The 6019-nt window shown below is 72.6% G+C and carries 4 protein-coding genes; 3 read left to right on the top strand and 1 reads right to left on the bottom strand.

Translation table 11 applies throughout. The features are described from left to right. Window positions 1–165: 165 nt before the first annotated feature. Both ABT403_RS21965 and ABT403_RS21960 read left to right on the top strand, forming a co-directional pair. Window positions 166–1632, top strand: a complete 1467-nt coding sequence (locus ABT403_RS21965; RefSeq protein ID WP_344156782.1) for an MFS transporter — start codon at window positions 166–168, stop codon at window positions 1630–1632. A gap of 304 nt (window positions 1633–1936) precedes the next feature. After that, entirely contained in the window at window positions 1937–3724 is a 1788-nt protein-coding gene (locus ABT403_RS21960) for a DEAD/DEAH box helicase (protein ID WP_344156780.1), read from the top strand. Window positions 3725–3806: 82 nt separating this feature from the next. Here ABT403_RS21960 and ABT403_RS21955 read toward each other — a convergent pair whose 3' ends face one another. After that, window positions 3807–4868, bottom strand: coding sequence for a hypothetical protein (locus ABT403_RS21955; RefSeq protein WP_344156777.1), 1062 nt, complete (start codon window positions 4866–4868; stop codon window positions 3807–3809). 372 nt (window positions 4869–5240) lie between these two features. On the opposite strand from ABT403_RS21955, the gene ABT403_RS21950 reads away from it, so the two are divergent. Next, window positions 5241–5882 (top strand): IclR family transcriptional regulator, encoded by a 642-nt coding sequence (locus ABT403_RS21950; protein WP_007264382.1) that lies wholly within the window; start codon window positions 5241–5243, stop codon window positions 5880–5882. Window positions 5883–6019 lie beyond the last annotated feature (137 nt).

Here is a 6019-nt window from a genome sequence, read left to right as displayed (position 1 = left end):
CGGTAACGCCATGCCCGCCCCCATGCCTGTCGAAGTCGTCACATCCGACCAGCACAACGAGCAACCCGGCAAACCTTCCCGGTCACAGCACTAGGTCGTGCGGAGTAAGCGGGATCCGACCAATTGACAGGGGTAAATCCAGGCAGCGGACCTTACTCTGGGGCGATGAGCGCCCTTGAACCCCGGATATCGGAGACCTCCGCCGCCCCGTCCCCACCACCGGGCGGCATTCTCGGGCCGGCCTACCGGGCGCTGAGCGTGGGGATCATCTCCGTGATCTTCCTGATGGCCTTCGAGGCCACCGCCGTCGGGACCGCCATGCCCGTCGCCGCGCGTGAGCTGGACGGGATCGGGCTCTACGCCTTCGGGTTCTCCGCCTACTTCACCACCAGCCTCTTCGGCATGGTCCTCTCCGGCCAGTGGGCCGACCGGCAGGGCCCGCTGCGGCCGCTGACCGTGGGGATCGGGGCCTTCGCCGCCGGGCTCGTGTGCTCCGGGACCGCCGGGGTCATGGGGATGTTCGTGCTCGGGCGGGCCCTGCAGGGGCTCGGGGGCGGGCTGGTCATCGTCGCGCTCTACGTCGTCGTCAGCCGCGCCTACGAGGAGCGGCTGCGGCCCGCGATCATGGCGGCCTTCGCCGCCGCCTGGGTGGTGCCGTCGATCGTCGGGCCGCTGGCCGCCGGGACCGTCACCGAGTACCTCGGGTGGCGGTGGGTGTTCCTCGGGATCCCCGTGCTGGTCGTCGTGCCGCTGCTGGTGGCGCTGCCGGCGATCCGCCGGACCGCCTCCGGGCCGGTGGACACCGGCGGGGCGGCGCCCGCGGCGTTCGACCGGCGGCGGATCCGGCTGGCGCTCGGGATCTCGGTCGGGGCCGGGCTGCTCCAGTACGCCGCCCAGGACCTGCGGTGGGTGTCGCTGCTGCCCGGGGCCGTCGGCGCGGCCCTGCTGGTGCCGGCGGTGCTCGGGCTGCTGCCGCGCGGGACGTACCGGGCGCGGCGCGGGCTGCCGTCCGTGGTGCTGCTGCGCGGGCTGGCGGGCGGGGCCTACATCGGGTCGGAGAGCTTCGTTCCGCTGATGCTGGTCACCCAGCGCGGGCTCAGCCCGACCCTGGCCGGGTTCTCGCTGGCGCTCGGCGGGGTGACGTGGGCGCTGGGCTCGTGGGTGCAGTCCCAGGGGCGGACGGCGCCGTACCGGGAGCGGCTGATGGCGGCCGGGATGGTGATGGTGGCGCTCGCGATCCTCGCGGCCCCGGCGGTGCTGATCGAGTCGGTGCCGGTGTGGACGCTGGCCCTGGCGTGGGCCGTGGGCTCCCTCGGCATGGGGCTGGTGGTCGGCTCGGCGAGCGTGCTGCTGATGCGGCTGTCGGCGCCCGAGGAGGCGGGGGCGAACTCCGCCGCGCTCCAGATCTCCGACGCGCTGGCGAACGTGGTGCTGCTGGCCGCCGGCGGTGCGGCCTTCGCCGCGCTCGGCGGCGGAGCGGTGGGGGCCGGGCACGTGATCGGCACGGAGGGTGGCGCCTCGCACCCCGCGGCCTTCCTCGTGGTCTTCCTGATGATGACCTGCGTGGCCCTGGTGGGGGCGTGGGTGGCGACCCGGCTCCAGGAGGAGCGTCCGGGCGCGGAGAGCGCCTGACCGGCCGGAGGCGGAACGTCACGCCGCGTGCGGGACCGGCGTCCCGGAGGACGCCCGTCCCGCCGCCGCGGACCGGGCCGCAGCCCGGAATCCCGGGGTCCGGGGGTGCCGGCCGGACGGCGGTGACCGCCGAAGATCGCCGATGGCCGCGGGAGTTGGTCCCGGTGTGACCCTCGCCGCACTGCCCGAGGTCACGGGCCTGTCCCTCCGCGGAGGGTGTCGCGGCGCGGGTAAGGTGGCCCGGTTGTCCGCCCGGTCGTCCTGAGTACAGAACGACCGCCACCGAGAGCCCGAACCGGAGACCGTGACTACTACCGCCTCCCACCACCTCTCACCCGCCTTCCCCGGCCGTGCGCCGTGGGGTACCGCCAGCAAGCTGCGTGCCTGGCAGCAGGGGGCGCTGGACAAGTACATCCAGACCCAGCCCCGTGACTTCCTCGCCGTCGCCACCCCCGGCGCCGGCAAGACCACCTTCGCGCTGACCCTGGCCTCCTGGCTGCTGCACCACCACGTGGTGCAGCAGGTGACCGTGGTCGCGCCGACCGAGCACCTGAAGAAGCAGTGGGCGGAAGCCGCCGCCCGCATAGGCATCCGGCTCGACCCCGAGTACTCGGCCGGGCCGCTCAGCAAGGACTACCACGGCGTCGCCGTCACCTACGCCGGTGTCGGCGTGCGGCCGATGCTGCACCGCAACCGCTGCGAGCAGCGCAAGACCCTGGTGATCCTGGACGAGATCCACCACGCGGGCGACTCGAAGTCCTGGGGCGAGGCCTGCCTGGAGGCCTTCGACCCCGCGACCCGCCGCCTCGCGCTGACCGGAACCCCGTTCCGCTCCGACACCAACCCGATCCCGTTCGTGACGTACGAGGAGGGCAACGACGGCATCCGCCGCTCCTCCGCCGACTACACGTACGGCTACGGCAACGCGCTGGGCGACGGCGTCGTCCGGCCCGTGATCTTCCTGTCCTACAGCGGCAACATGCGCTGGCGCACCAAGGCCGGCGACGAGATCGAGGCCCGCCTCGGCGAGCCGATGACCAAGGACGCCATCTCGCAGGCCTGGCGCACGGCGCTGGACCCGCGCGGCGACTGGATGCCGAACGTGCTGCGCGCCGCCGACCAGCGCCTCACGGAGGTCAGGAAGGGCATCCCGGACGCCGGTGGGCTCGTCATCGCCGCCGACCAGGACGCGGCGCGCGCGTACGCGAAGCTGATCCGGGAGATCACCGGGACCAAGCCGACCGTCGTGCTCTCCGACGACACCGGCGCGTCGAAGAACATCGACACCTTCAGCGCGAACGACGACCGGTGGATGGTCGCGGTCCGCATGGTGTCGGAGGGCGTCGACGTCCCCCGCCTCGCGGTGGGCGTGTACGCGACGACCATCTCGACCCCGCTGTTCTTCGCGCAGGCCGTCGGCCGCTTCGTGCGATCACGCAGGCGCGGCGAGACGGCGTCCGTGTTCCTTCCGACCATCCCCTACCTCCTCGGCTTCGCCAGCGAGATGGAGGTCGAGCGCGACCACGTCCTCGACCGGCCGAAGAAGGCGGGCGAGGACGAGGACCCGTACGCCCAGTCCGAGAAGGAGATGGAGGAGGCGAACCGGCAGGAGGACGAGGACACCGGCGAGGACGAGCAGATGTCCTTCGAGGCCCTCGAATCCGACGCCGTCTTCGACCGGGTGCTGTACGACGGCGCCGAATTCGGCATGCAGGCGCACCCCGGCAGCGAGGAGGAGCAGGACTACCTCGGCATCCCGGGCCTGCTGGAGCCGGACCAGGTGCAGCTGCTGCTGCAGAAGCGGCAGTCGCGGCAGATCGCGCACAGCCGGCGCAGGCCGGACGCGGAGGCGGACCTGCTGGAGCTGCCGGCCGACCGGCGGCCGGTGGTTTCGCACAAGGAGCTGCTGGAGCTGCGCAAGTCGCTGAACACGATGGTGGGCGCGTACGTCCACCAGAGCGGCAAGCCGCACGGGGTGATCCACACCGAGCTGCGCCGGGTGTGCGGCGGGCCGCCGAGCGCGGAGGCGACGGCGGGGCAGCTGAAGGAGCGGATCAAGAAGGTCCAGGAGTGGGCCACCCGGATGCGGTGAGCCTTCCGGCCCGGAGGTGGATGCGGAACGGGGTCCGTGCGCGGTGCGCACGGACCCCGTTGCCGTCGGGCGTGGAGCCGGGTCAGTTGGTGACGCGGCGACGACGGCCGGTGCCGGCGACCAGGGCGGCGCCCATGGCCAGGGCCACACCGCCGGCGCCGAGCGCCCAGCTGGTGGCGGCGTCCGTACCGGTCTCGGCGAGCTCGCCGCCGGCGGTGGTGCCGGTGCCGGTGCCGGTGCCGGTGTTGTGGTCGACGATCGGCGTGGTGGTGCCGCCGCCGTTCGGCTTGGTGTCGTTGCCGCCACCGGTGTTGCCGCCACCGTTGTGGTTGCCACCGGTGTTGCCACCCGTGTGGCCGCCGGTGTTGCCACCGCCCTGGTTGGCGGCGGCCTTGATCTCGGACCGGGCGCCGGTGCTCTCGGAGTAGATGTTCTCGCCCTTGACGTTGCTCCAGCCAACGGTCCAGAGACCGAACTGGGTGGGCGTGGCGTCCTTGGAGAACTTCAGACGGAGCTTGACGTCGAAGGCATCGTTCTTCGCGATCGAACCCGTACCGATGTAAAGACCGTAGGACTCCTCGGAGCCTTCGACCTCGACCGGCTGCCAGCCCCACTTGCCGTGCTCGTTCTCGACCCACGCCTCGAAGGAGACGTAGTCGCCCTTGAAGTTCGTGTGGGTCATCAGGTTCAGACCGAGGCTGTAGTCCTCGAGGTCCTTGCCGCCCTTGTTGTTCACGTGCAGGCTGAACTCCTGCCAGCCCCCGCCCGCCGTGAAGGAGCCGGGCAGGCCCTTGACGTCGAGCTTCGGGCCGGTCGCCTGCCACTCGTCGCCGGACTCGTCCTCGGCGGTCTCCTTGGAAGCCGGCTTGTCGGCGGACGGCTTGGCCGGGGTCTCCGGAGCGGGCTTGGCGTCCTTCGCCGGGGTTTCCGCAGCGGGCTTGGCGGCCGGGGTCTCGACGGCCGGCTTCGCCGTGTCCGCGGCCGGGGCCGGGGTCTCGGCGGCGGCGGAGTCGCCCTTGGGGGCCGAGTCCGGGGTGGTGACGGCGGTGTTCTTCGCCTCGTCCGCCATCGCGGGCGTGGCCATGAGGACCGTCGGGCCCACCACGGCTGCGGCGGCCACGACGGCCATGCGCTTCAGCTTCACTTGCTGCTTCTCTCCCCTGGTACGCGTTCGAGGCGCGTGTCGCCCCGACCCCCCCAACATCCTTTTGAACACGATCAGACTAGTGGGCATGTAAACCGATTTTCGGTCGGGGGACATTACGAATCGATACAGGCGCGAGGTGAAAAGGGCTGAAACCGGCAGGAGGCGACCGGATTCTGGACGAGGTCTTCCGCTGAGCGGACCCGCTCGCTACTGTCCCCGCATCGAACGCCCCGTGGCAGCGCCGCCGCGGGAGCGCAGCCGGTGCCATGGCCGCTACCGGCGGCCTCTCCGTGCGTCGCCGAGGGACCGGCAGCGCCGAACCTCGTGAGAGTCACCGCCGTCCACCGACGACACAGAGGGAGAGGCGACGTGACCGCGGAAACCTCCCAGACTCTCGACCGAGGGCTCAGAGTCCTCAAACTCCTCGCAGACACCGACCACGGGCTGACCGTGACCGAGCTCTCCAACCGGCTCGGCGTCAACCGCACCGTGGTCTACCGCCTGCTCGCCACCCTGGAACAGCACGCCCTGGTCCGCCGCGACCTCGGCGGCCGGGCCCGCGTGGGACTCGGCGTGCTGCGGCTGGGCCGCCAGGTCCACCCGCTCGTGCGCGAGGCCGCCCTGCCCGCGCTGCGTTCGCTCGCCGAGGACATCGGCGCCACCGCGCACCTGACGCTCGTCGACGGCACGGAGGCGCTCGCCGTGGCCGTCGTGGAGCCGACCTGGACGGACTACCACGTCGCCTACCGCGCCGGTTTCCGCCACCCCCTGGACCGCGGCGCGGCCGGCCGGGCCATCCTGGCGGCCCGTCAGGGCTCGCTGATCGAGCCCGGCTACACGCTCACCCACGGCGAACTCGAGGCGGGCGCCAGCGGCGCCGCCGCGCCCCTGGTCGGCATCACCGGCCTGGAGGGCAGCGTCGGTGTGGTCATGCTCGCCGACGCCGTGCCGGAGCGGGTCGGGCCCCGCGTGGTCGACGCGGCCCGCGAGGTCGCCGACGCCCTGCGCTGACGCCCTGCGCTGACGTCCTGCGCCCACGTCGACCGTTGCCGCGCCCGCGCCGCCTGACGGCCGCCGGGTGCGGCCCTGTGCGTACCGGGCCGATGGGTGCCGCTGTGTGCGGCGCGGGGCGGAGCGTGCGGGTCGGT

Source organism: Streptomyces sp. NPDC000075, from assembly GCF_040301925.1.
Taxonomy (GTDB): Bacteria; Actinomycetota; Actinomycetes; order Streptomycetales; family Streptomycetaceae; genus Streptomyces; species Streptomyces polychromogenes.
The sequence above is the reverse complement of the archived record's forward strand: the minus strand, read 5'-3'. Positions and strand labels throughout refer to the sequence as shown.

What these genes read in the sequence shown, in the direction of transcription:
- ABT403_RS21965 (WP_344156782.1), top strand. Translation starts at nt 166, where the DNA reads ATGAGCGCCCTTGAACCCCGGATATCGGAGACCTCCGCCGCCCCGTCC.